Genomic DNA, 26,965 nt, shown 5'->3' on the forward strand with positions numbered 1-26,965 from the left:
TATTTTTGGATGCTACAAAAAATTCTATATTAGGATATTTAGGACTTAATAATAAGTCTGATTTAATAATTTCGGTCGGTTTGATATTTGTTGTTGCTGGATTTATTTTACCTCTCCCTGCTGTTATTTTAGATGTTTTGATTACGATTAATTTAGTAATAAGTCTTTTAATTATTTTAATTGTTCTTTATTCTAAGAGATCTCTAGATTTCTCTGTTTTTCCCACCTTATTGCTTGTAATGACTATTTTTGGACTTGTTCTTAATATTTCTTCTACTAGATTAATTTTAACTAAAGGTATAAATTTTGATGGGCAAATGATAAGAACATTTGGTACATTTGTTGTAGGTAGTTCTGGAATTCAAGGACTTGTTATTGGATTTATAATATTTATAATAATTATTGCTGTTCAATTTATTGTAATTACCAAAGGAGCAACAAGGGTGGCTGAAGTTGCAGCCCGGTTTGCTCTTGATGCGCTTCCTGGTAAGCAAATGGCCATTGATTCTGCATACAGCTCTGGAAATTTGACAGAAGAAGAGGCTACAAGGCAAAAAAACGATTTACAATCTGAAGTCAATTTTTATGGCGCAATGGATGGAGCTTCTAAATTTGTATCGGGAAACGTTAAGGTTGGATTTTTAATAACTCTTATAAATATTCTTGGTGGTTTGTTAGTAGGAATAACTTTACAAGGGCTTAATTTTAATGAAGCTCTTAATAATTATGTGTCATTGACGGTTGGCGATGGGCTTGTGTCTCAATTGCCGGCTCTTTTAATTTCAACAGCTACAGGTTTGATTGTTACTAGGTCGATTTCAAAAAATAGTTTTGGTGGTGAAATTTTTGAGCAATTCACAAATCATTTAGGAATTTATTGGATTGTTGCTGGGTTTTTATTTTTTTTAGCTTTTCTTCCTGGATTTCCAACCTTAATTCTTATTTTTTTAAGCTTGCTAATTGCATTTTTAGCTTATTCTCTTTCAGGAATAAGGCGTAAAGAAGAAATTGCTGAAAAAATAAGGCTAGAAGAAGAGCAAGCGGCAATTTATTCAGACAAAGATGTTGCGCCTGTTGTTCCTCTTGATCCACTAGCTCTTGAGATTGGATATAATCTTGTTCCAATAGTTGATGATACAAAAACGTCTGAACTACTCGATCGTATTGTTAAGATAAGGCGTGAGATTGCATTTGAGTTTGGAATAGTTGTGCCTAAGATTAGAATAGTTGATAATATGCGGCTTCAGCCCAATGCTTATTCTTTTAAACTAAGAGGAGTTGAGGTTGGACGAGGTGAGATTAAACTTGGTAAATTTTTAGTGGTAAATGTTGGAATTGACTCTGGAATAGATGGAGAGCTTGTTAAAGATCCTTCATTTGGACTTCCTTCTCTTTGGGTAAATGATGATGGGCGAGAAACTGCTGAAAAATTAGGATACACCGTTGTAGATCCCCCTTCGATTATTGCTACTCATATGACAGAGCTTATTAAAAGACATTCTTATGAAATTTTGACTCGTCAAGATGTTCAAAATACCCTTGATGTTTTTAAGAAAGATTATGGGGCTATTGTTGAAGAGGTTCTTAAGAATTTTTCAGTTGGTGAGATCCAAAGGGTTTTACAAGGCCTTTTAAAAGAGCAGGTTTCAATTCGCAATTTGGTTACAATTTTTGAAACGATTGCAGATTTTACAAGTATTACTAAGGATACATTTTTCTTGATTGAAAAATGTAGACAATCAGTTGGAAGGCAAATAACTAGTGGTTATTTGGACTTAAATTCTGAACTTAATGTAATAACTTTAAGTCCTAGCTTAGAGCAAATAATAATTGATTCTCGTGTAGAATCCAATCATGATCTTATAAGTTCAATTGATCCTAATTTGAAAACCAAATTTATTTATGAACTTTTCAAAATTGTAAACGAGGTTCAAGCAGAAGGATTTTATCCAGTTATTCTATCAAGCGAATCGTCAAGGCCTATAATAAAGGTGATAACAAGCAGAGAGATTCCAGAGCTTGTTGTTATTTCTGTTTTAGAGGTTCCTCAAAATATTAAAGTTAATGTTCTTAAAACAGTAGAGGTTGAAGAATAGTATTATGGTTCAATATTTTACAGAAAAAGGTCCAACTTATAATGAAGTTATAGAAATAATTAAGAAAAAATACGGTAAGAATGCTAGGGTTATGACCTATAAGACCATTCCTCATGGAGGGATTTTAGGCTTGTTTAGCAAAGATTGGGTTGAAGTTTCAGGTTATGTTAGGTATGACATTGGGAATCAACAGATTAATATTGAGGATGAAAAGCGCAAGATCCTTCAAAGCATCAAAAGAGAAGAAAATTCTTCAATCGAAGATGTACTCAAAGAAGTTAAGTCTCTTAAAACAGAACTTGCTCACAAAAAAGAAAATATTAATCATCCAACAATTACAAAAATTGAAGATATTTTAAGAGAAAATGATTTTTCTGAAAATTATATTAAAGACATTAATGAGTTTATTAAGAGAGAATTCAGTTTGTCAGATCTTGATGATTATGAGAGAGTTAGAGAGGATGTCGTTTTGTATATTGCAAAGACAATTAAATGTTCAGGATCTATTATTGATGATCTTAAGAAAAGGGTTTTTATTCTAGTTGGTCCAACAGGTGTTGGAAAGACTACCACAATTGCAAAACTTGCAGCAATTTATGGTATTAATGGAGAATCTAAGAGTTTGAATATTAAGATTATTACTATTGATAATTATCGTATTGGAGCTAAAAAACAAATTCAAACTTATGGCGATATTATGGGTATTCCGGTTAGAGCAATTGAGTCTTTTAAAGATTTAAAAGATGAAATTACCGATTCAAAGGATTTCGATCTTATACTTGTTGATACAATTGGCAAAAGTCCTAAAGATTTTATGAAGCTTGCTGAGATGAAGGAACTTCTTAATGCTTGCGGAAGAGATGCCGAATTTCATTTGGCTGTGAGTTCTACTACAAAAACATCAGATGTTAAAGAAATATTTCATCAATTCTCTCCTTTTAATTATAAAACTGTGATTTTTACCAAAGTAGATGAAACCACTTGTGTTGGAAATTTGATAAGTTTAATTTATGAAATGAAGAAAGTAGTTTCTTATGTTACAGATGGGCAAATTGTTCCTCATAATATCAGCGTTGCAGAACCACTTACTTTTATTAGAAGAATAAATGGCTACAGAATAAGCGATGATGCAGAGTTTATTAAGAAGATAAAAAGTAAATCTTATTATTAAGGAAAGTTATAATGGAAGATCAAGCTCAAAGTTTAAGAGATATGATGAGATTAAATGGTAAATTTAATTTTTCAATTGATGAGAAAGTTCAAAATAGTAAAACAAGATTTATTGCTGTTAGTAGTGGCAAAGGTGGTGTTGGCAAAAGCAATATTGCGATTGGACTTGCTCTTAAATATTCTGAACTTGGTAAAAAGGTATTAATACTTGATGCTGACATTGGAATGGCCAATGTTAATATTTTGCTTGGAGTTATTCCTAGGTATAGTATATATCATATGATTGCTCAAAGTCGTGATATTAGAGAGGTAATAACAAAGACAGAGTACAATATTGATCTTTTAGCTGGTGCTTCTGGTACAATGGAGCTTTTAGATCTCTCTGATGTTGATATTAATAAATTTATAAAAGAATTATTAAAAATATATGAATATGATATAGTTGTAATAGATACTAGTGCCGGGATTTCAAGACAAGTTATTTCGTTTTTACTTTCTAGTGACGATGTTGTTATTGTTACTACTCCAGAGCCCACTTCGATTACTGATGCTTATGGAATAATAAAGGTTTTGTCTTATAAGATGGAGAATTTGAAAAATTTAAGACTTATTGTTAATAGAGTAGCTAATGTTAGTGAGGCTAAGGGAGTTGCTAAAAAGGTTATAGATATTTCAGGACAATTTTTAAATTTAAATATTGATTATTTGGGATACATTTATGAGGATCAAAATATTAGAAGCTCTGTTTTTAAGCAAAAGCCTTTTGTTTTGGTAAATCCAAATAGCAAAGCTAGTTATTGTCTTGATTCTATTGTTGCCACTCTTGAAGAAGTTTCTCTAGATAGCAGAAAAAGAAGAGGTGTTATAGGTTTTATATTAAGATTTTTTGGTGTAGAATAGTGGGGCATTATGTTTATAAGTAGGGAATTAAAGTATATTTTATTAGCTAGTGTGTCAGCATTGTTTATCTCAGCAGTTTTAGGATTATTTTGCGGCTTACCATTTTTTACAATCTTAGTGAGATCTTGTTTCCAGTTTGTATTTTTTTTTGTTATTGGGCTTTTAATTGAATTTCTTTATAAGAAATATTTATCAAATCTTTTTTCGACAGAATTGTCTAGTGTTATGGAAAATAAATCCCAAGATGATAAGAAGGTTTATAAAGATTTTAACGATAATCTTGATTTTCAAAATAAAAATTCTCTTTATGAGAATTCTCAAAATATCAGTAATAGTGCTGATCTTTTAGAAGAGGTTAAAAAGTATAAATTTGAGACTGAAGACATGAGAGAGGAAAGTGACAAAAATAAAAAAATGTCATTTATTGAAGATAATGATCCAAAAGTTGTTGCAGATGCTATTAAAACTTTAATGAGCAAGAAGGAATAAATATGGATGATAGGGCTATAAATTTTTCTGAACTTTGTGATAAGATGCGATCTTACTTAGAAAGAGAAAGTTATGTTAATTTAATGGAAATAGAAGCAGATACCCTTGAAGAAGCTTTAAATGATGCTTCTTTAGAGCTTTCAGTGCCTTATAAAGAATTAGACTATGAGATTTTATTAAAAGGTAGTAATGGTATATTAGGATATGGAAGGAAAAAATGGAAAATAGTTGCCTACAGAAGTGCTTCTAGTAAGCCAAAAGTGTCTCTTGATGCAAAAAATGATTCAGGAGAAAAAAAAACGGTTTCATCGGACGGCGAATTTTTTATCAGGAAATCTTCCAAAGGTGTATTTTTAAAGGTTATCTCATCAAAGGGACAAGGAATTTCTATTAAGTATCAAGATGTTCTTTCTAAATTGGAATTACATAACAATATTGAAAAGTTTAATAAAGACATTGTGAAAGGTATAGTTGAAAATGCTAGTGGATATTATGAAAAAATTGCTGATTTTGAGTCTGACCCTTCTGAAAATGTTACAATGATGGTTCAAATATCAGAAAATTCAATGTCAGTTACTATTGAATTTACTGCGCCTGGAATTAATGGGGCTGAAATTTTTTCACAAGATATTTTTAATATTCTTAGAAAATATGGGGTAATAGATATTGCAATACTTAAAGATAAAGTAGCAAAATTTGTGGATTATCCTGTTTATGGAGAACCTGTTGAACTTGCAAGGGGCTTAGAGCCAGTAAAGGGTAAAGATTCTTATATCGATTTTATTGTTGATGAAAATAATAGACTTGGTGAGTATGAGGTTTCAAGCATAGGATTTAGAAATGTTGTTGAAGGCGAGGAGTTGGCCAGGATTATTCCTTTTGGTAAAGGTGTAGATGGCTATACTGTTTTTGGTAAAGTGTTAAAATCAGAGAGTGGGCAAGATATTAATTTTGTTTTAGGGGAAAATACTTTTAGAGATGGTTATAAAATTCGTGCAAAATGTAATGGGTATATGTCTGTTTCAGATGGTGTAATATCTGTTCATAATATCTATTTAGTCAGGGGTGATGTTGGACCTGCTACTGGAGATATAGTAAATAACGGAATGGTTCTTGTTCAAGGCAATGTTTTAGATGGATACAATATTATGGCCAAAAGTGGTATAGAAGTGAAAGGATTGGTAGGTCGGTGTAATTTAAAAACGGATGGGTCTATTATTTTTCATAGTGGTGTGAATGGTAAGGGTGATTCTAAGATTTATGCACGGGGTAATATTAGAGCTAAGTTTTTAGAAAATGTTACTTTAAATTGTGGTGGGGAAGTTGAAGTTTTAAGAGGCATTGTGAATTCTTCAGTTTCTTCTAAAAAGAGAGTTCTTTGCATTGGTAAAAAATCAAAAATAGTTGGTTCTAATGTTTACGCTAAAGAAGAAGTCAGGGCTTATTCTATAGGTTCTGATAGAAGTTGTGAAACTTGCATTGATGTTGGCTATGATCCTGAAATTAAAGATTTACTGACTAGATTTACTAATCATCTTGAAAAGATTGAAAAGCGATTAGAAGTTTTAACTAAAGATATTGTTGCTTTAAAGAAGAATATTGTACTTGTTACAGATAAGGCAGAAAAGTCCTTAAAGATCGATAGTTATAATGAATTTGTTAATGAGAGCAAAATTCTTAGAATGGAAATAAAAATGATAGAGTCTAAGCGAATTGATTTGCAAAATGAGCTTGAAAATACTAAGATAGAAGGTAAAGTTTCTGTTGAAAATATAGCTTGTTCAGGTGTTAAGCTTTATATTAAGAATGCTTTTTATGAGCTTTCAAAAGATTACAGCAATGTTACTTTTGTAGAGGATGATAATTATATTAAAGTTATGACCTATATTCCTTTTAAATCTGGTCAATGATTTTTAATATAAGGATTAAGATATGGATACATTTGAAGTTTTTAAAATGTCTGTTGTTGGGTCTTTTAAGGCTAGGCAGTTTTTAAGTGAAGATGAAAAGCATAAAAGATTAAAAATGAATCAAAATACTAGATTGAAATTTTTAAGAGATTCTCATACTGATTCTGAGGTTGGCAATATATGTGCAGTTGGCAAAGTTGAAGATAATCTTTTGCTTTCGTTTCCAGTTAAAAAAAACAAGAATGAAGAAAAAGTGATGCTTAGTTTATATTCTGGTAAATTTGAAGATCCTAAAATTGGTAAAAATGTTAATATTAAGAGATAAAATGTTTTAGGTCTTTTATATGTTTATTGTTTTTTATCTTATTTTAATTATATTTATTTTTATATATTTTCATGTGTATGTTAATTTGAAAATAAAATCTAATAGCATACTTAGAAAGTTCAAAAGCGAGGTAGATAAAACGATTATTGAAATTAATCAAGCTACGGATAGAAATATAAATATTATTGAAATAAAAATCGAAAGTTTAAATAGAATTATTAAAGAGGTTGATGAGAGAATTGAAATTCTTGATCAGAGATTGTTAGGGTTTAATGGTAGTTCTATCCCTGGGGATAGTTCTTCTAATTTTGGATCTAAGAATGATGGAATTTATAAGAGTAATTTGGATTATTCTATGCCTACTATCGAAAAAAATATAATAAAAGAAAGTTATAATATTCGCAATCAGGTTATTTTACTTCATGAACAAGGTATGTCTTTTGAAGCCATTGCTAAAAAGTTTAAGTTAGATTTAGGCGAGGTTGAGTTAATTATTTCAATACATAGGGGAGGTATTCATGAAAAAATGGATAGGTATTGATCTTGGAACCACAAATACTGTGGCATCGTATTTTGATGTTAGTTCTAAGATAATATTAAATGAAAGGGGTGAGCGAATAACACCTTCTATTGTTTCTTTCTCAGATAAAGGTGTCCTTGTGGGAAGTGCTGCTAAAAATCAAATTTTAGTCAATCCCCATAAAACATTCTATGATTTTAAGACCAATATGGGTTCTAATACTTTTTATAAAGTAGATGGTGAATTTTATAGAGCAGAATATATTTCAGCACATTTGCTTTCTAGTGTTAAAAAGAACGCTGAAAAGTTTTTAGATGAAAAGATTGAAAATGTTGTAATAACAGTTCCTGCATATTTTTCCGAGATTCAAAGAAGAGGTGTTGTTGAGGCTGCAAATTTTGCTGGTTTGAATTGTAAGGCTATACTTAATGAACCAACCGCAGCTGCTATTGCTTATGCCTTTGAAAGACAGGTTGATGGAATTTTTCTTATTTATGATCTTGGAGGTGGGACTTTTGATGTAACTCTTATGGAAAAGCAAGGCGATACTTATACTGTTCTTTCGGTTAAAGGACAAAGCCGACTTGGAGGCAATGATTTTAATAAAATTATCGAAAAGCATGTTTTAGATAGTTTTAAAAATGAATATCCCGATTTTGATTTAGACGATGTTTTTCTTCTTGAGCAGTTAAGAGAACGAATTGAAGAGGGTAAAAAAAATTTATCTGTCATGGAAGAGGTCGACATCACTTTGCTTTTCCTTAATGGCAATCATTTAAATTATAGACTTAAAAGGAATGAATTTAATTTAATGATAAGTGAATATGTTGATAAAACTATTCAATTGTCTATGGAATGTATTGCTGATTCTGGAATTGATATTAATAGTGTTTCTAAAATCATACTTTCTGGTGGTTCAACAAGGATTCCTTTAATTGAAAAAGTTTTAAAGGAAGCTTTTCCTGCTGTTTCGATTTTAGATGCTTTAAACCAAGATGAAGTTGTAGCTATTGGTGCAGGTATTCATGCTTTTGGTCTTTCTAAAAATGATTCTGTTATTAAGTTTAAAGATGTGACTCCTTATTCTCTTGGACTTGAAATAAGAGATAATAAATTTTTTACTTTAATAGAGAGAAACACTGCTTTGCCGATTTCCAGGAGTAAACTATTTACGACTACCAACGATTATCAAGATGAAATTGAGATCCATATACTCCAAGGTGAATATAAAAAAGCTTCTTTGAATTATTCTATAGGTAGATTTTCCTTTGGCAATATTCAAAAAGCTTTAAAAGGAATCCCTAAAATAGAGGTGCTTTTTACTTTAAATGAAAGTGGTATTTTAAGCGTTAATGCTAAAGATTTAGAGACGAATTCTTCTAATTTTATTGAAATAAAAATTACAAGTTCATCTGACAATGTGGCAAAAGAAAGTCTTTCAGGCACTTTTATAAGTATTATTGATTAAAGATTTAAAAGGAATAAGACTTTTTTAAAAGTAATAAATTATTTTTCCTAATATGTTGTCAATTTTTATGAATCCGTAATCTCTTGAGTCTAATGAGGTTTGTTTATTTTCTCCTACGACTAAATAGTAATTATTAGGAATTTTTTTAGTAATTTTTTTCAAAAAATTTTCATCTATTTTAAAGTTTAAGTCATGTATACATATTTTATTTTTTTCTATTTGTTTAAATTTCTCTCCTGGAATTGCAAATATTTTTTTAATGGCAATTTTGTTTGTTATAGGGTCTTTAATAAGTACCATTTCATTTTTTTTGGGTTTTTTCCATAATAAAAGATATTTTTGGAGCTTTTTAAGCCTAAGTCCATATGCAAATTTGTGATTTACAATCCAATTTTTATCAAATATTATTGGGGTCATTGATTCGCCTTCTACTATGTAAAATGATAAGAATAACCTTATTAAGGTTATTAAAAATAAGGAAGCGACTAAAATTGACGCTAGTTCATATTTGTGAGTTTTAAATATTCTCATAACTTTCGAACAAAGCTTTCATTGAAATACAATTTTCTATTGTATAATGAAATAGCATGTTATGATTATACCAAAAAAAAAACAAAGGGTAGAAAAACGTAAAAAAAAAATTTTATTTGATAACAAAAAGAATGTTAATTTTGAATTAAAAGATTTTGCCAATATTAGGAATATTGACAAAAGAAGAAAAAAAGTTTTCAAGCCCAGAAACTTTTTTAAAAAAATTGAGTTTTTTTTAAAAAAAGTTTCTTTATTTTTCCACAATCTTAAAATACAAAATATTAATCATTATGAATATAAATATTATTATAAGAGCTTAAGAGAGAAAGTTTTTGACATTTTTAGCGTAAAATTCGATTATAAGTTTGTTTTTAAGCTTAATGCAATAATCTTTATTTTTATATTAATATTTTACATTAATATTTTTTCTTACTACGGTTCGTATATTTTTTTAAATAGACTTACTTTGCCCAAAGATTATTTTATTGATACATTTTTATATTACAGCGACCAAGATATAGCCCAAATTAGTAGTTATTTGCTTGAATCTAATGTTTCTACAAATGTTCCTGAATTTAAAAAAAATTTTGTATTAAAGGTATTTGATCATAAGATTAAGCCTGGAGAAACGCTTTCTCATGTTGCAGCTAGATATCAGATAACTAGTGAAACTTTAATTTCCTTTAATGAAATTAAAGATGTAAGAAATATTAAGCCAAATTCAGTTATTAAAGTTCCTAATATGAAAGGAATTCTTTATGTTGTTAAAAAAAACGATTCTATTTCATCTATAGCTAGTGCTTATAATATTCCCAAGGTGGATATTTTAGATTCTAATAATCTTGATAATGAAGTTTTATTTTTAGGGCAAAAATTATTTATTCCTGGAGGAAGATTGCCTAAAGATTTTTTAAAAGAGGTATTAGGAGAAACTTTTATTTATCCTGTACAAGGCGTTATTACTTCAGGATATGGTTATCGACCAGATCCGTTTACAAGAGTTATTAGTTTTCACAATGGAATAGACATTGCAAATTTAGCCAATACCCCCATTAGAGCTGCAAGAGAGGGTATTGTTGTAACTGTGGGATTTAATGCAGGAGGGTATGGAAAATATATTGTTATTTCTCATAGTAACGGATTTCAAACTTTATATGCTCATTTAAATTCTTTTGCTGTTAAAGTTGGAAAAAAAGTTTCAAGGGGAGCAGTAATAGGCTATATGGGAAGTACTGGTTATAGTACAGGCAATCATTTGCATTTTACTATTTTTAAGAATGGCAAAACTGAAAATCCTATGAAATATTTAAGGTAGTGTTTTTCATGTGTATTTGGATATGTTAATTTTTTTAAGTATTTGAGTTAGTTTTTTACCTTCTACTAGATCAATAAGCCTTCCTTCAATCATTTGTTTAGCCTTTAAAGAGAATTTTGATGGAGCAATACAGAGTCCTTTTATTTTATTTTCTTTTATTTTTGAAATGAAATCTTTTAAAAATAATTCACCAAAAGTATCTTGTTCAGTTCTTACAAAGCGTACTATTAAGTTTTCTTCCCATTGATTGTTAGCTAAGTGAAAGTTCATATCAATAAATTGTGTTGTTATTTCATTTATTTTAGAATCTCTTATTTGAAATTTATTTAAATATAGTTTTAAAATAATTTCATTTGCTATTTTTACAAAATTTTCTTTTGAACTGCGCAAATATATTCTTAGTGCTATGTTTTCGTTTAGTCTTTTGCTAAATTCTAATTTTTCTTTAATTTTTTTGTAATTTGGATCAATATCTTCAACTTTAGTAAAAGCTTCTGCAGCTTTTTGATAATTTTCAACAGAGATTTGTAGTTCCCCAAGATTATAAAATAATTCAAGGAAAATTTTTTTAGGCAAGTCAGGTTTTATTTTTATTATTTCTTTAATGTTTTGTTCTAATTTTTCTAATTCTTTATTTTTTGAATAAATCTCAGATGTAATTAATAAAGCCTCATAAATCATCCCGTCTTTTTGTTTTATTTTATTAGCAATCTCTAGTGCTAGGTGATCTTGATTCATTTTTGACAAAGACTTAGCATATGCTAAAAGCGCATCAATATCGCCTTGTATGTGTTTTTTTATATTATTAAATATTCCAGCAGCTTTTCTGTAGCTTTCTAGATTAAATAAAGTTATTCCTATGTGCTTTAGGATGTCCTTATTATTTTTATTAAACTTATAGACTTTTGTAAGATAGTATAAAGCTTCTTTATACATTTCGTTTTTTAAGAATGCTATACCAAGATAATAATTTACATCTTCATCTGCTTTTTTTATCAAGTAAGCTTTTTTTAAAAATTCTAAGGCTTCTCTGTTAAAATTTCTTTTAAGATTATAAAATCCATAGCTTAAAAAAGCTTTAAATGTGTTTATTTCTTGGCTTATTGGGTTGTCTTCTATTAATTGACATAATTTTTTTGCATATTTTATGCCATTTTCATAGTCTTCATTTTTATAGTAGTAATTATTTAAAATTTCAAGGGCACCTATTTCGTTTGGATTTGTTTTTAATAGAGAAGTTGCTCTTTCGATTAATTTTCGTGTTCTCTCGGTATCTTTTTTGATTTTCCCTTTAGTTTTGCCTATTGTAAGTTTTAATGCTATTTTAAAAAACAAAAATACTAAGATAAATACTATCAATGAAGAGATTACTATAAATAGCGATAACACTCGTATTGCTCCTAAATTCAAAATATACCATTAATTTGCATCATCATGTTTACTTTAAATAAAAGTAATTTGTAAGTTGAACATCACATTATTTATATTATATTATAGTTATAATAATAATAATAACTATAATTAGTATATAAATTTGGTTTCAATAAAATAAAGCAAAGAGGTTGTAATTTTTGAAAGGTTTTTTAGCGATAAAATTATCTAATAATGAGTATTATTCGGTTTTAAATTTAGATGATAGCTCTGTTAAGAGAATAATCTTGGGTAAGGTTGCAGGTGATACTAGTATTAGGTTGAATTTTTATGTTAGTGAATATGAAGATTTTTCAGATTCTTTTTTAGTTGGTTCTTTTTTCTTAGATAATTTAAAAAAGGAAAGTTTAAGTGTCAATGTTTATTTTAAGGTTATGGATGAAATACTTTATGTTTATAGTGAATCTGACGGGATTAAAGATAAAGTGAAGTTTGATTTAAGTCTTGTAGATTTTAATCAAACTTTTAAAGAACCTAATAATAGCAGTCTTTTAAATGATTTTAAAAGTGGCATTGGCAATGATTTGTCTGTTGAAAATCTAAGTTCTGAATTTGATATAAATTTCGAAGAAAAAGATGATTTTATCAAAGAAGATCTTTCTGATTTAAGTATGCCTCCTATTATTAATTCTTTAAAAATCGAAGAAAAAGAAGAAGATCAAAAAATCGAAGAAAATCAAAAAATTGAGCCAAATGATTCAGAGTTTGAAGATTTTGATGATAATGACTATAGTTATGTTGACTCTAAAGAGCTTAATTTAGAAACTAAGAAAATTGATCATATTAATGAGGAGTCTTTAAATCTTAGTAATTTTGAGCTTAAAAAATTAGAAGAATCTTCTTTAGAACAAGAAGATTTGCATGATTTAAGCGTTGAAGACATTATTGCAGATATTGACAAGGATTTAATAGATACTTTAGATGAAGATGTTGAACTAGATCTTAGAGAAGATTTTGAGAATGATGCGGTGAGAAATAATTTTAAATTAAATTCAAGTGAGGGGGTAGTTCATTCTCCTATGCTTTATTTGAGTCTTATTTCTCTTTTTCTTTTGATATTTTTTTCTTTGTTTTTAGTTTTTTCAAAAATTTTAAAGCCTAGAGATTTTGTCTCACATTGCTTTGAATGTGGTAAAAAGAGAACTGAGATATATGAAAAAGATCAGTATGTTTAATAGAAGTTTTTATGTATTGCAAAATTTTCTTTTTCTTTTTTTCTTTTTAAGTTTATTTTCTTGCTTTGTAAGAAAAGAAATTTCAGGTAGTGATTTTATTAAGGTGCATTCAAGAGAGTTTGATTTAAATAATTTGAATTGGTTATGGAATTTTGATTATTCAAAAAAAAATTTTGATAAGCATTTTAATATAGATCCAAGTTCTTATATATATGTTGCTTATTTGTTTAAAAAAATAGGATTTGAAGAGAAATTTGTAGAATATATGAAAAAGGCTATAGCTAATGGGGATAATATTTCATCTCAGTTTGCTGGGATTAAACTTATTGAATATTTTAACTCAGTAAAAGCGTATTCTGAGTCTGAATTGATTGGGGAGAGGCTTTATAAAAAATACGAGAATAATAAATTTATTATTCTCGGATACTTTAAAAGTCTTTATTGGCAAAAGAAAAACGATAAGGCGTTTAGTCTTTTAAATAAACTTGATAAGATGAAATTTTCTGATTATCAGGAAAATGAAAATATTTTGTTAAAAGCAGCTCTTCATCTTAATCTTTCTAATGTAAGTGAGTCAAAAATTTATTTTAATGAACTTTTTGAGAATTTACCTGCAAATTATTTACATGTAAGAGCTTATGATTATTTTATTATTGAAAATAAGTCTAAGTACTTTGGTGCAAATTTTTTAAATCTTGTTAGATTTAAGTATGAATTGGCGAATGGTAATTTTAATAGTGCAATAAATATATTGAATAAAAATGGTTTAAATGACTATTATGACAATAATATTGTATTAAGCGATGTTTATAAGGCTTTTATTAATTCTGGCAAAATTTCAAATGCTTTAAGATTTTTTAGTAAAATAAGTAGCAAATATAAGAATTATTATTTAGGTATTCTAAATCTTAGGTTAAAAAATAATTTAGGTCTTCTTCTTTTAAAAGAATATCTTGAGGGTTTAAATCTTAATAATGAGATTAACAGGTTAGATTTGCTTAATACGGCTTTTAGTAATTTAATTTTTACTAAAAGTGCAAGAGATTATTTTGCCGAAAGCGTAGCCAAGTTTTATACCGAGAGCGATAAAAAAAGTTCTACTTTTATTAAGATTTTAGAAGAGTATATTTTAGAATCAATTCAGCTTGAAGACTATGATAATCTTTACAAGCTTTATTCTAATGCTCAAAAAGTTATTTCTAATTCTATTTTGTCTAAGCTTGCCTTTATTAATGCAAGGCTTATATATCATAAATTAATTAAGTCTAATGTAGGCGGAGAATATAAGAGTCTTTTGAATTCTGCTGTTATTTATGATAAATGGTCTTATTCTTCATTTATGAGCAGGTACTTATTAGATCAAAATATTGATGAATTTTTTACACGTGAGCTTGATGTTAAATATGAACAATCTGATTATGAGATTTTTTTGGAGGGGTTTTTAAAATTTAATCTGTGTAGCTATGTTAGAGGGTTTATTTCTGAAGATTTTAGGAATGGGTATAGATTTTCACTCGATTTTTATCGAAAAGTATACGATGAACTTTTAAGGAGTGAAAATTATTACGATGCAACTCTTGTTATTAATTATCTTGTAAATCAAGATGAATCTGCTTTAATGGAGGATGACTATAAAAGGCTTTATCCTTATTTGTATGGAACTTTGGTAGAATATTGGGCTAAAAGACGTGGGCTTGAAAGCAGTATTGTATTTTCTTTAATAAAAGCCGAGAGTAGCTTTGAGAAAAATGCTGTTTCAAAACCCGGTGCTGTTGGTCTTATGCAAGTTATGCCTTCAACAGCAAATGATATTTCTAAAGAACTTAAGTATTTTGATTATGATTTAAAGATTCCAAAAGACAATATAATAATTGGGACATATTATTTAAAAAAAAGAATATCTACAACCGGTAGCCTTTATAAGGCTCTTGCATCTTACAATGGGGGTATTGGCAATGTTAGAAAATGGGAAAAAAATTATGGACATTTATCAAAAGAGCTTTTTATTGAGGCAATTCCTTTTAGTCAGACTAGAAATTATATTAAAAAAATATTAGTTTATTCGGTATTTTATGATGCTTTGTATGAAAAGAAGGGAATAGATTCGGTAATAGTTAGAATTATGGGCGAATTTCCCAAAAATTAGTATTGGAGTATTTAATGGCAAATATTTTAAATGCAATTATTTTGGGTATTATTCAAGGTATTACAGAGTTTTTACCAATATCTAGTTCGGGACATTTATTACTTTTTAGGCATTTTGTACATTTAAAGCTTCCAATAATATTTGATATTTATTTGCACTTTGCAACAGTTTTAGTGATTATTATTTACTATCGTCAAAGGATTTTAGAACTTTTTTCGACTTTTATTAGGTTTTCTTTAAGAAAAACTGTTAAATCTGATTTAACAAATTTAAAATTAATATTGCTAATATTAATAATAACTATTGTGACAGGGTTTGTTGGAACTTTTATTTCAAAATACGAGAGAATATTTACATTACCTTTTATTTTAATTAATTTTATTATAACAGGGGTTTTAATATTGATGCTAGAATTTAATTTTTTTAAAATTGATTTTAAAGGTAATGTTTTGTTAGTAGGAATTTTTATAGGGTTGATGCAAGGTTTAGGTGCGCTTCCTGGGATCTCTCGTTCGGGAGTTACAATTTTTTCTGCAACGGTTCTTGGATTTAATAGAAAAAGTGCATTTGAAATTTCATTTTTGTCTTTAATCCCAATAGTTTTTGGAGCAATTTTATTAAAACATAAAGAATTTTATGATATTTTTATGGTTTTAAATTTTTTTGAAATAAATTTAGGAGCATTGATTGCTTTTGTTGTTGGTATTTTCTCAATAAATTTATTTTTTAAAATGCTTAATAACAAAAAACTATATTATTTTTCAATATATTTATTTGCACTTTCAATTACAGTTTGTTATTTTTTTAGAATATGAAAGATTTTTATCAATATTTTCAATTTTTGTTTTTTTTTATGCTTTCAGTTATTTCTTTTTCTCTTTTTGTAGCATTGACCCCTTTGAGTAATATATTTATATTTTTTGTTTTCAATTTATTAGGACAAATACTGCTTAATGTTTTTTCATTCTTGTCATTTTATTTAATAATTTATCCAATTGTTAATTGGTACGCTTATAAAAAACATTTATTTACTAAACGATTTATATTTAATTGGAATTATACTGTAATATTATTTTTTACTTTGTTATTTTTAATAAAAATTAATTCTAATGTTGAAAAATCTTATCTTATTAATGTATTTGTTATTAATTTTGGTATAATATTGGGGAATTTTTTTATTTTTATTCTTTTAATTTTAGAATTTGTTGTTTGGATTTACTTAAATTATGTCTTTTTCAAAGATGTTAATTTTATTTTAGATGTTTTTAAATTTTTAGCGTTTAAGATTAAAATTTTATTTGAAAATATAATAAGTTATTTTCCCTTTTCAAATTCATTAGATGTAAAAAAAGATATTAAAGTTTATGGAGATTTTGTAGAGAATTTAGAAGATTCTCAAGTTTTTGATGAGAAAAAAAATATCATTAATGATGAGGAATATCAAGCTTTATGGTCATTTAGTGCTTTTTTAAGAAACAATAAAAAACCTTCCAATGTTAATTTAGCCAAAACTGTTTTTGAAGACTCATGTTCTAGAGAAGAAGTCTCCTTAAATAAGGAGACTTCAAATGATAATGCTTTAAATACAGACGAAGTTAATGAATCTTGTGATTATAAATATTTGGACAATCTTGAAGATAATAAATTAATTATTAGTGGAAAGGTTAAGGCTGGTGAGATAAGAACTAAAGGCATAATGAGTCAAGCTACTATTTCTAATGTTTATAACGAGAATGTAGTTTTGAATAAAAAAAGTGATTCTTATTGTATTGATATTTTAGTTTTTGACCAGAAAGAGGTTAAAAATGATGTAGAGGATATTGAATATGAGAAAGAAATTCAAAAGCAATCAATTATTCTTCAGGAGACATTAAAAGAGTTTAATATTAATGCTAAATTAATTGATATTATTAAAGGACCTGTTGTGACTATGTATGCTGTTCGTCCGGATAAGGGAATTAAGCTTTCTAAGATTACTTCTATTTCTGATAATATTGCTTTAAGACTTGCAGCTATTAGGGTTAGAATTATTGCTCCAATTCCTGGTAGAGAAGCTGTAGGAATTGAAATTCCTAATAAAAGACGGGAGTTTATTTTAATTTCAGAGATAATAGATAGCAAGGAATTCAGAGGTGATTTTAGAATTCCTTTTGCTCTTGGAAAGGAGATTAGTGGCGAAAATATTGTTTTTGACCTTGTTAATTCTCCACATTTATTAATAGCTGGTGCAACTGGGGCGGGTAAGTCTGTTTGTGTGAATTCTTTAATTGCTTCAATTATTTTTTCAAAATCTCCAGATGAAGTGAAATTAATTATGATAGATCCCAAAATAGTTGAGCTTAAACTTTTTAATGATATTCCCCATTTATTAACTCCAGTTATTACGGATGTAAAGAGAGCTTTAGAAGCTCTTAGATGGTGCCTTGATGAAATGGAGAGAAGGTATGTGCTTCTTGATAATTTATTGGTAAGAGATATTTCTTCTTATAATAAAAAAATAAAGGATGAGAATTTAAATCTAGTAATCTTGCCATATCTTGTAATAATTATTGATGAATTTGCAGATCTTATTCTTTCTGCAAGAAAAGATTTGGAAAATCTAATTTCTAGACTTGCTGCAATGGCTAGAGCTGTGGGAATTCATTTGGTTCTTGCAACCCAAAGACCTTCGGTTGATGTTATTACAGGAGTAATAAAAGCCAATTTCCCCTCAAGGATTTCTTTTATGGTTGCTAGCTCTATGGATTCAAGAATAATTCTTGGATCTTCTGGTGCTGAAAAGCTTTTGGGAAAAGGGGATATGCTTTATATTAGCTCTTTAAATCCTTTCCCGCAAAGAATTCAGGGTGGATTTTTAAAGGAAAGAGAAGTTTATAGACTTGTTGAAGAGGTTAAAAAATTTGGTTTTCCAAATTATATTGATGATGAAATATTTATTGATAATGTAAAAGAGCCAGATTTAGTTGCTCTTGGGCCTTCTGATGAGCCAATGTTTGATGAGGCTCTTGAGATTGTTAAAGCTACAAGAAAAGCATCAGCATCTTATCTGCAAAGAAGGTTAAAGATAGGATACAATAGAGCAGCTCGAATTATTGAAATTATGGAAGATATGGGGTATGTAGGCCCTGTTAATGGATCAAAACCAAGAGAGGTATTAATTTAAAATAAAGAGACATCCATTTGAACATCTCTTGATATCTATCTATTAGTTTTTTGTTTTAGTTTTCTTACTTTTTTTGCTTGTTTTCGTTTAAAAGCTTTTTCCTTTTTCACGCGGATTGTGGATGGCTTCTCATAGTATTCTCTTCTTTTCCATTCGCGAATAATTGCTTCTTTTTCAATCATTCTTTTAAAACGTTTTAATGCTTTTTCAAGATTTTCATTTTTATCCACAGTGACTGTTACCAAAAAATCACCTCCTTTTACTCTATTCTTTTAATATTATTTATTATTTTATTTTTGTCAATAAGCATGCCATTTAAAAGGAAATCTGGGTTTATTGCTATACCATTAATTCTTACTTCGAAGTGTAAATGAGGACCCGTTGAGAGGCCTGTGTTTCCAGTGTGTCCAATATATTCGCCGGCACTAACTACTTTATTTTCACTTGTTCCTAATTTTGAGAGGTGAAGGTAAATTGTAAATATACCCGGTAAATGTTGTATTATAAGGGTATTGCCTGTTAGCTCTCTGTTTTTTGCAAATACAACTTTTCCCTTGCCAGCAGCAAAAATCGGGGTATTTTCTCTTTTAAATGGTGCATAATCAATTCCATTGTGCATTGTATAATTTGAAATTTTTTTGGCACCTTGCATGTAAAGCCTTAAATCTCCGTATTGGCTTGTTACTGTGTATTGATCTTTTATTGGTTTAACTAAAGCATCGTAGTGGTATATTGTTGTGTCTCCAATATTACCAATAATGTTCCATAAAACCAAAGCTTGTTCTTTTTGTTTTATTGATTTTTTTTGGGTAATAAGTTTAGCTTTTTCTTTATTAAAACTGATTTTTGTTCTTTTGAAGTTAAATTTTTTTATTTCTATTTCCTTGATATAGCTTTTATTTTTGAATTCTATTTGAATTTTCCTTTTTCCCTCTTTTATCATTGGTGTAATTCCTATAAATGCTATGTAGTAATTTTTATTTCCTACTGTAAATTTGAATGGAGAGGAACTTATGATTGGATTTTTATTTATACTTAAAAGTGATAACTTTTTAAAGTTATCATTACTTGCAAAGTATATGTAATCTCCTTGAAATGCCTCTTTTTTATATTGGACTTTAGGAATAGTATTTGTTATTTCTGAATTTATATTTTCTATTCCTAGAATACATAATATAAGTAAGGTTTTTTGTATTTTATACATTGGTTTGAGCGCTCTTTTTTATGTCTATAATTTTCAAAATTTTTTCTCTTGGGCAGTAAAAATCTTCATTAACTGTAAAAATGATGTCTAAATATTGATCTTCTTTTATATTTAATTCTTCTATTTTTTTTGTTCCGTTAAAAAAAATAGCTTTATAATAATCGTTTTGTGATTTAATGCGCATATTTATGTGTTTTGAGCTATGATTTTTGTCAATTATTTTGAGTTCTTGAAGGAAAACATTTTCCATCATTAATACTAGCTCTTTAAATTCGTAACCATAAGGTTCAAATATTTCTATTGTTTTAAAAAGAGAATCTTTTGTTAAATCTTTTGGAATAATAGCATCTATTAATATTGATTCGTTTTCATTAGTGGTTTCATATTCAACTTTTGTAGTTGCATATTCTAATTCTTTAATAAAGTCTTCGAGTAAATTTTCATGCAGTGTAAATCCAGCAGCAGCTTTATGTCCTCCCGAATTTATTACTAAATGAGAAGGTACTATCGATATTAGTGTTTTTGAATTAATTTTATTGTTTGATCTAATTGATCCTTTAATAATATTACCTTGTTTTGTTAAAAAAATGGCAACTTTTTGGTAGTAAACAGAAAGTCTAGTTGCAATTCTAGAACTTATTCCTTTTGGGGTATTTTTATCGTAGCAAACTATAAATTTATCGTTTTTAAAAATAGTATTTTTATTATGCGAATTCCAAGCTTTTTCTTCTTTATATTTTCTCAGTTCGTTGATTTCTTTTATTTCTTTAAATTTATTTTCTATTTGATTAATATCACTAGTTAGTAAAAAATTTATTGCAATATTTGCTTTTTCAAGTCTTCCTGTTGAGTTTAGTATTGGTGCAATTTTATATGCGATATCTATTGAAGTTATATTTGGTTTTGTTAATATACCCGCATCTTTTAACAGGTAATTTATAGACATTCTTTCTCTTAATGCAATTTCTTTAAGTCCTACTTTTAGAATTATTCTGTTTTCATTAATAATGGGCATATTGTCTGCTATTGTTCCTATTGCAACAAAATTAAGTCTTTTTAGACATTTTTGGAGCAAATTTTTGTTAGTTTCAAAAATTATGTTGTAAAATATGTAGTAAAGTTTGTCTTTAATCTCAACTTCTTTATATTTAAAATATTTAGTTGCTTGGATTAAGTCTTTTAATGTTTTTTTTCTGAAATTTGGATATTTTTTTGTAAAATTTTCACTAATATCAATTGTGTTTATATTTATGTTTCTTGCGAAGTGTTTATTTAATAATTGGTTTTGATCTTCTTTGTTAAAGATTATTATATATTTGTTTTGTACAAATTTTTCTAGTTTGTTTAAGTTAGTTAAAGGGTCATTCTTATAATATAATCTTAGATATTGTTCTAAAACATAGTTGTTTATTTCTATTGCATGAAGAATAATTTCATTTTTTGTTTTTTCTAAAAATAAAAATACAAGGTTTTTAGAATAAAGATCTGTAAAGGACATGCTAAGAGCAAGACAGGTTTTAAAACTTACACAACATCCTGCTATTTCTTTGAATGGATATTTGTCATCTTTTAGATGAGGATTTATAACTATGCTTTCAGTTTTAAAATCTTCGCCTGGAAGATGGTGGTCTGTGATTATTATTTCTATTCCTTTTGAATTTGCATAATTTATTTCTTCAATACTAGAGATGCCATTATCAACAGTTATTATTAAAGAGATTTTTTTTTCTAAAGCCATGTTGATTAATTCGGTTGAAAGCCCATAAAATTCCCCATTTGAAGGTATTTTATAACTCACATTAAGTCCGAAATCTTTAAGAGTTTCATACATTATTATTGTTGCTGTGATTCCATCAGCATCTTTATCTCCAAAGATTAATATGTTTTCATTTTCTTTGATTGCTTTATTAATTCTGTTTATAAATTTATTTATATTTTTTAATAAAAATGGATTGTGTAGTAAATTTACGCTGTCTTCAAGGAAAAACATAAAATCTTCTTCTTTGATTTCTCTTTTTAAAAGTAAAGTTGCTTCAAAAGGATTGATATTGTATTGCTTAACAATGCGATTTAATTCATGGGCTTGTATGTTAAGTTCTTTTTGTTTCCAAATTTTCATCTATTTCTCTAAAATTTATTTTTTAATCGATTTTTCAAGGACTCTTCTTTATCAACTTCACCATAGATTAATTAATTTTAAGCAGTAGTCATTGTGCTTATTATTAAATGGTATAGCTTTAGCGGATTATAATTTTTACCAGAATATAAATCTATGGCCATAATTTTAACTGTGAAAATTCTCATTTTATTATTTTATAATAAAAGAAAATATTATTAAATGAATTTTCATAAAATATTTGTTTTGTTATAATTAGCTTAGGAGATTTCAAATTTTATGGATGAATTTAAAAAAGCTAGGTTGGTAGATAAAAAGAAGGAAAAAACTGTAGCTGGAATTTTGCCTCATTCTAATAAACCCGCAAGAGTACCTTTAATAGCGGTTCCTTCTCATCCAGTTTTCCCAGGGATGTTTATTCCAATTGTTATAATCTCTGACTCTGATATGAAAGCAATCGATTATGCTATGAAAGGTAATGGAATCATTGCTTTGTTTGTTTTGAATGATAAATTTTTAGAAAAAAATAATAATAATGCCCAACAGAAATTAGTTATTGATTATAGTAAAGATATTTATTCTGTTGGAGTTACTGGTAAGATAATAAAAAAAATTAATCTTCCAGATGGTGGTTATAATATATTCGTTTCAACTTTTGATAGGATTAAATTTATTAAAGTTGTTCTTAATGACAAGTTTCCCATAATTGAGATTGACTATTTAAAGCAAATTCCAGTTAGAAAAGATGATATTCAATCAAAGGCAGTTTACAGTAGTATTTTGCTTAGGACTAAAGAGATATTTTCACATAGAAAAATGCCGGAAGTTCAATTAAATATGGTTAATATTGAAGATAGGGGAAAATTATGTGATATTGTGGCCAGCACTATTTCATCTTCAAAAAATGATCATCAAATAGTTCTTGAAACTTTAAATGTAAAAGATAGGCTAAAAAAAGTTTTAGAGCTAATTTATGAGGAGCTTAATTTAATTGAAATTCAAAATAAAATTGCTAAAGGCATTCAAGAGAGATTAGAAAAACAACAAAAAGAGTTTTTTTTAAAAGAACAGCTTAAAGCTATTAAAGCTGAACTTGGCATAGGTGATAAAAAAAATAGTGATTTAGAAAAGCTTAAAACTAAGCTAAAGGCTTTAGAGTTAAAAGGAGAGTCTTTGGAGGTAGTTGAAAAAGAGTTGGAAAAATTTTCACTTCTTGAGACAAGCTCGGCTGAATATATTGTTATTAGAAATTATCTTGAACTTGTTACTGAGCTTCCTTGGCGAGATTTGAAAATTAATTTTGATAAATTAGATTTGCAAAAATCTAAAAAAATTTTAGATAAAACTCATTATGGGATGACGGAAGTTAAGAATAGAATTATTGAATATATTTCTGTTCTTAAATTAAGAAAGACCCAAAAGGGAGCTATTATTCTTTTGGTGGGACCTCCTGGTGTGGGAAAAACTTCTATTGGGGCGGCTATTGCAAAAGTTTTGCGCACCAAGTTTTTTAGATTTTCTGTTGGTGGAATGCGTGATGAAGCAGAGCTTAAGGGGCACAGAAGAACTTATGTTGGTGCTTTGCCTGGCAAAATTATTCAAGGCTTAAGAATTACTAAGACAAATTCTCCTGTTTTTTTAATTGATGAGGTGGATAAAATTTCTGCTTCAAATTATGGGGATCCTTTTTCAGTTCTTCTTGAAGTTTTAGATCCCGAACAGAATGTTAAATTTAGAGATCATTATCTTGACCTTCCTTTTGATATTTCAAATATATTTTTTATTCTAACTGCTAATTCTGTTGAAACAATACCAAGACCTTTGTTAAATAGAATGGAGGTTATTGAAGTTTCTGGATATGTTGATAATGAAAAAATAGAGATTGCAAGAAAGTATTTAATCCCTAAAGTTTTAAGTGAAAATGGAGTTGATAAAGATTCTTTAAAATTTCAAAGTTCAGCTCTTGTTCAAATTGCTCAAGAGTATGCAAGAGATAATGGAGTGAGAAATTTTGAAAAATATTTAAACAAAATTGTGCGAAAGGTTGCTAGAAAGCTTATTGAAAATACCGAGGTTAAATCTTATCAAATTTCTAATGACAATCTAGAAGAATATGTTGGTGTACCTGTTTTTAGAAAAGAAAGTATGCTTAATGCTATGTATTCGGGGATGGTAATGGGCCTTGCTTGGACAAATTATGGAGGTTCAACTTTAATGATTGAAACAGTAAAGACTGAGTCCAAGGTAGGTGGAATTAAATTAACAGGCAGACTTGGAGATGTTATGAAGGAATCTGCTAATATTGCCTATACTTATGTTAATAGCATTAAAGAGGATTTAAACATTAACAAATCCTTTTTTGAAAAAAATATTATTCATTTGCATATTCCAGAAGGAGCTACCCCAAAAGATGGACCTTCTGCAGGAATTACAATAGCTAGTGCTTTTATCTCCCTTGCTCTTAATAAGGTTGTTAGGCCCCATTTGGCTATGACAGGGGAGCTTTCTCTTACTGGGAATGTAATGATGATAGGGGGTCTTAGAGAAAAAATAATTGCAGCAAAGCGTAGTGGGGTGGAGCATATTATTGTTCCTAGGGCAAATAAAGTTGATTTAGAAGAGATTCCTATTAACATTAAAAGCGGCATTAATTTTTATCTTGTAGATAATATGCTTGAGGTCATTAAATTATTGTTTTGATTTTTTAAAATTGTTATTTGAGGTTAGTTTGACGCTAGGTTTAAATAAATGAATTAATAATGGAAGAAGAGTTAGCGATGCAAGAGATGTCGTTAGCATTGTAAAAGCAATTATTGCTCCAAGAGTTGATATTATTTTATAGGTTGAAAATGTTAAGGTTAAAAACCCTATTCCAACAGAAATGGAATTTGCGAATATTCCATTAAATACACTCGGTATTGATTCAAGAAGTGCCTTTTTGTAGATTTGACTTTTTCGGTATTTTAAAACAAACGTATTGAAAAAATGAATTGAATAATCTACTCCAACTCCCATACTTACAGACGCAATTGTTGCTGTTGCAGGGTTTAAGGTTATTCCAAATAATCTCATTACAGCAAAGTTTAAAAATACTGACCATGCCACTGGGATTGCAATAATTATTCCGGTTTTTATAGATTTAAAGAAAAACATAAGTAATAACGTTATTGATCCAAGAGTTGTTATAATGTTTACAATCTGCTCTTTTACCATTGTTTTAGCTATTAAAACCTTATCATATACCCCCGAGAAATGATATTTATTATTTTTCATATGTTCAGTAATTGTTTTAATAGCATATTTTTCAAATTTTTTTATTCCTTCGGTTGAGTTATCTTCAATTCTTACTATAATAGATATTAATGACCAATCATCATTAATATACATTTTTTTATTGTCTTTAGCCCAATCGCTTTTATCGATCAAATTTATTAGTTTGTTTAGTATAGTTTTGTTTTCAGGCAGTTTATACTCTAGCGGTGATTCTTTTTTAATTTTAAAATTTGTAAATTTTAAAATCCCATTAATAGAGCTTGATTGAGTTTTTGCAGAAAATGCATCAAGCTTATTTGTAATTAAATCCAAGATTTGCATCGCTTTAGCATTTTTAAATTCTCCGGGGGCCCCTTCAATTTCTATTTTGAAAATTGATATTCCTCCCATTTCCTTTTGCATTAGGTTTAATGTTTTTTTTACACTTGTGTTTTCTTTAAAGTAATCTTTTTCATCAAAATTGATTTCAATTCTTAAAAGACCTGCAATAGAAATTGCCAGTATAATGCCTACTATTATAGAAGATGTATATTTTCTTTTTAGGATAGACTTTGTTATTTGTGTATTTAGATTGGCAAGTTTTTCAAGGAAAAATATTTTATATGCTTTATTTTCTTTTTGTTTTTCAAGAGACTTTTTTTTTGCAAATGGGATTAATGTTATTATTCCAGGTAAAACGGTTAATGAAATTATCATTGAGATAATTACTCCAATTGCCATAAAAATACCCATTGTTTTGTAAGCATTAATTGAAGAGGTTGTAAGAGATAAGAATCCAAATGCAGTTGTAAGAGATGTTAGTAGGATGGGTTTTTTAAGTTTTTTAATTGTTGTTTTTATTGATTCTTTTGAGAGTTGTTCTTTTTTTATTAATTTAAATATTCCATTTATTATGTGTACAGCATTAGCGCATCCGATTGAAATAAGTAAAACAATCATTGAAGTTTCTGGTACTGTAATGGGGGATTGTACAAGTCCTTTAATTCCAAAAGTCCAAGTTAATGATAATAATGCAATAAAAATGGGAATTAATGCGCCGAGTAGATTTTTTATAATAAGATAGAGTGAAATTATTACAACAAAAGTAGCAAGAGGTCCTAAGATCTTGAAGTCTTCAACCATGTAGTTTAAGATTTTTTCTCTTACTATTAAATCCCCTGTAAGATATAACTTTAGATTGTCTGTTTCATATTTTTTAATTGTTTTTTCCATCTCATCAAGTTCAGTTTTTAAATTTCTACTAAAGTTGATTTTGTCACTCTCTGATGGAATTATTATAAAGTATATGAAATTTTCTGAGTTGCCCAAGAATGTGTTTTTTACGAATGGAGTTGATTTTATTTTATTTTTTATTTCTTCTATGTCTTTATCTGTGTAGTTTTCTTTTTTAAATTGTGGAAAATAAGAAAATATGCTTGTAACGGCATTTGGAGATACTTTTAAAATTTGAGTTATTTCATTGATTACACTGTTTATTATTTCAAAATTTTTTTTATTGAAAATATTTTTTTTATCTTGAAATATTACTATTGTAGATAAGAGTGAATTGCTTTTGTCAATGTCTATTAAGCTTTCAGTTTCTTTAGTCTTGGGAATAAGTTTTAAGATATTAGCATCAAATTTAAGATTTTTTAAAAAAAATCCTAAAAAAATAGTAATTAATATAAATATTGTGAATATAATTCCTTTATATCTAATGGTTAGACTTTCAAAGTCCATATTACGCCTCTTTT

At 28.0% G+C, this 26,965-nt stretch carries 20 protein-coding genes; 14 read left to right on the plus strand and 6 right to left on the minus strand.

Features of this window, described 5'->3' with window-relative positions; genetic code table 11:
- Positions 1–5: 5 nt before the first annotated feature.
- From flhA to HNR35_RS02935, 8 genes are read left to right on the plus strand one after another with little or no spacing between them, the layout of a single operon-like run.
- On the plus strand, positions 6–2,096 hold the full coding sequence (gene flhA / locus HNR35_RS02900) for a flagellar biosynthesis protein FlhA (RefSeq protein WP_183223821.1): 2,091 nt from the start codon (positions 6–8) through the stop codon (positions 2,094–2,096).
- 4 nt (positions 2,097–2,100) lie between these two features.
- Positions 2,101–3,267, plus strand: a complete 1,167-nt coding sequence (gene flhF / locus HNR35_RS02905; RefSeq protein ID WP_006433476.1) for a flagellar biosynthesis GTPase FlhF — start codon at positions 2,101–2,103, stop codon at positions 3,265–3,267.
- Positions 3,268–3,278: 11 nt separating this feature from the next.
- Positions 3,279–4,166 carry a MinD/ParA family protein gene (locus HNR35_RS02910; protein WP_006433614.1) on the plus strand — a complete coding sequence of 296 codons (888 nt, stop codon included), beginning with the start codon at positions 3,279–3,281 and terminating at the stop codon, positions 4,164–4,166.
- Between the two features lie 9 nt (positions 4,167–4,175).
- A complete protein-coding gene (locus HNR35_RS02915) occupies positions 4,176–4,655 on the plus strand; it encodes a hypothetical protein (protein ID WP_183223823.1) in 480 nt (159 codons plus the stop codon).
- 2 nt (positions 4,656–4,657) lie between these two features.
- Positions 4,658–6,565, plus strand: a complete 1,908-nt coding sequence (locus HNR35_RS02920; RefSeq protein ID WP_183223825.1) for a FapA family protein — start codon at positions 4,658–4,660, stop codon at positions 6,563–6,565.
- Positions 6,566–6,587: 22 nt separating this feature from the next.
- Positions 6,588–6,890 (plus strand): hypothetical protein, encoded by a 303-nt coding sequence (locus tag HNR35_RS02925; RefSeq protein WP_183223827.1) that lies wholly within the window; start codon positions 6,588–6,590, stop codon positions 6,888–6,890.
- 19 nt (positions 6,891–6,909) lie between these two features.
- Positions 6,910–7,431, plus strand: coding sequence for a hypothetical protein (locus tag HNR35_RS02930; protein WP_006433540.1), 522 nt, complete (start codon positions 6,910–6,912; stop codon positions 7,429–7,431).
- Complete coding sequence (locus tag HNR35_RS02935) at positions 7,409–8,878, plus strand: Hsp70 family protein (RefSeq protein WP_006433583.1); 1,470 nt, start codon at positions 7,409–7,411, stop codon at positions 8,876–8,878. The genes HNR35_RS02930 and HNR35_RS02935 overlap by 23 nt, the downstream gene beginning before the upstream one ends.
- 24 nt (positions 8,879–8,902) lie before the next feature.
- Here the strand turns inward: HNR35_RS02935 and lepB are convergent, their stop codons facing one another.
- A complete protein-coding gene (lepB, locus tag HNR35_RS02940; protein WP_006433482.1) occupies positions 8,903–9,409 on the minus strand; it encodes a signal peptidase I in 507 nt (168 codons plus the stop codon).
- Positions 9,410–9,470: 61 nt separating this feature from the next.
- Between lepB and HNR35_RS02945 the strand changes: the two genes are divergently transcribed.
- Positions 9,471–10,724, plus strand: coding sequence for a M23 family metallopeptidase (locus HNR35_RS02945; RefSeq protein WP_183223829.1), 1,254 nt, complete (start codon positions 9,471–9,473; stop codon positions 10,722–10,724).
- Between the two features lie 6 nt (positions 10,725–10,730).
- Here HNR35_RS02945 and HNR35_RS02950 read toward each other — a convergent pair whose 3' ends face one another.
- On the minus strand, positions 10,731–12,113 hold the full coding sequence (locus HNR35_RS02950) for a tetratricopeptide repeat protein (RefSeq protein WP_006433454.1): 1,383 nt from the start codon (positions 12,111–12,113) through the stop codon (positions 10,731–10,733).
- Between the two features lie 182 nt (positions 12,114–12,295).
- Here HNR35_RS02950 and HNR35_RS02955 point away from each other — a divergent pair, with 182 nt between their 5' ends.
- From HNR35_RS02955 to HNR35_RS02970, 4 genes are read left to right on the plus strand one after another with little or no spacing between them, the layout of a single operon-like run.
- Positions 12,296–13,330 (plus strand): hypothetical protein, encoded by a 1,035-nt coding sequence (locus tag HNR35_RS02955; RefSeq protein ID WP_183223831.1) that lies wholly within the window; start codon positions 12,296–12,298, stop codon positions 13,328–13,330.
- Entirely contained in the window at positions 13,323–15,476 is a 2,154-nt protein-coding gene (locus HNR35_RS02960) for a flagellar assembly lytic transglycosylase (RefSeq protein WP_183224144.1), read from the plus strand. The genes HNR35_RS02955 and HNR35_RS02960 overlap by 8 nt, the downstream gene beginning before the upstream one ends.
- A gap of 14 nt (positions 15,477–15,490) precedes the next feature.
- Positions 15,491–16,291, plus strand: a complete 801-nt coding sequence (locus HNR35_RS02965) for an undecaprenyl-diphosphate phosphatase (RefSeq protein WP_183223833.1) — start codon at positions 15,491–15,493, stop codon at positions 16,289–16,291.
- A complete protein-coding gene (locus HNR35_RS02970; protein WP_183223835.1) occupies positions 16,288–18,639 on the plus strand; it encodes a DNA translocase FtsK in 2,352 nt (783 codons plus the stop codon). Before HNR35_RS02965 ends, HNR35_RS02970 begins: the two co-directional genes overlap by 4 nt.
- Before the next feature lie 35 nt (positions 18,640–18,674).
- Here the strand turns inward: HNR35_RS02970 and rpsU are convergent, their stop codons facing one another.
- The 3 genes from rpsU to recJ are packed head-to-tail and all read right to left on the minus strand — an operon-like array spanning position 18,675 to position 21,962.
- Entirely contained in the window at positions 18,675–18,884 is a 210-nt protein-coding gene (gene rpsU, locus HNR35_RS02975; protein ID WP_002656880.1) for a 30S ribosomal protein S21, read from the minus strand.
- Positions 18,885–18,898: 14 nt separating this feature from the next.
- On the minus strand, positions 18,899–19,843 hold the full coding sequence (locus HNR35_RS02980; protein WP_006433562.1) for a M23 family metallopeptidase: 945 nt from the start codon (positions 19,841–19,843) through the stop codon (positions 18,899–18,901).
- On the minus strand, positions 19,836–21,962 hold the full coding sequence (recJ, locus tag HNR35_RS02985) for a single-stranded-DNA-specific exonuclease RecJ (protein WP_183223837.1): 2,127 nt from the start codon (positions 21,960–21,962) through the stop codon (positions 19,836–19,838). The genes HNR35_RS02980 and recJ overlap by 8 nt, the downstream gene beginning before the upstream one ends.
- 276 nt (positions 21,963–22,238) lie before the next feature.
- On the opposite strand from recJ, the gene lon reads away from it, so the two are divergent.
- Positions 22,239–24,659, plus strand: a complete 2,421-nt coding sequence (gene lon / locus HNR35_RS02990; RefSeq protein WP_006433559.1) for an endopeptidase La — start codon at positions 22,239–22,241, stop codon at positions 24,657–24,659.
- On the opposite strand, the gene HNR35_RS02995 is transcribed toward lon, so the two are convergent.
- Positions 24,648–26,951, minus strand: a complete 2,304-nt coding sequence (locus tag HNR35_RS02995; RefSeq protein WP_183223839.1) for an efflux RND transporter permease subunit — start codon at positions 26,949–26,951, stop codon at positions 24,648–24,650. The two genes, lon and HNR35_RS02995, sit on opposite strands and share 12 nt — an antisense overlap.
- Between the last annotated feature and the right edge of the window lie 14 nt (positions 26,952–26,965).

The sequence above is a fragment of the Borreliella spielmanii genome, from assembly GCF_014201705.1.
GTDB lineage: Bacteria > Spirochaetota > Spirochaetia > Borreliales > Borreliaceae > Borreliella > Borreliella spielmanii.